This is a genomic window from Alcanivorax sp. HI0044 (assembly GCF_001634945.1).
In genome coordinates this window covers 1-370 of sequence record NZ_LWEZ01000845.1, presented here as the reverse complement: position 1 = coordinate 370, position 370 = coordinate 1, and the positions used below count along the sequence as shown (strand labels likewise).

At 50.0% G+C, this 370-nt stretch carries 1 pseudogene; it reads right to left on the bottom strand.

From position 1 onward, the window contains the following. Nucleotides 1–83 precede the first annotated feature (83 nt). Nucleotides 84–370, bottom strand: a pseudogene (locus A3730_RS09925) (F0F1 ATP synthase subunit alpha); the annotation flags it as partial.

Here is a 370-nt window from a genome sequence, read left to right as displayed (position 1 = left end):
AATTTTCTTCGTGCTCTGGACGCTGGCAATCTTGCCTTTGATCTCTTTACCGCTGGCCATAGGAACGTTCCTTTATCAGCGAATTACCAGGTCTGGGTGGCTTTGAACTGATCGAGAGATTCTTTGATCTCAGCTTCGATCTCGCCGTTGTAGTCACCCTTCTCGTTGATTTTATCCATCAACGCTTTCTTTTCGCTGTTCATGTAGTCCAGCAGTGCCGCTTCGAAGGGGCCGATTTTCTCGACAGCAATACCTTTCAGGTAACCTTCGTTCGCTGCGTACAGCACAACACCCATTTCAGCAACGCTCATCGGGCTGTACTGCTTCTGCTTCATCAGCTCGGTAACGGCCTGACCATGCTCCAGCTGCT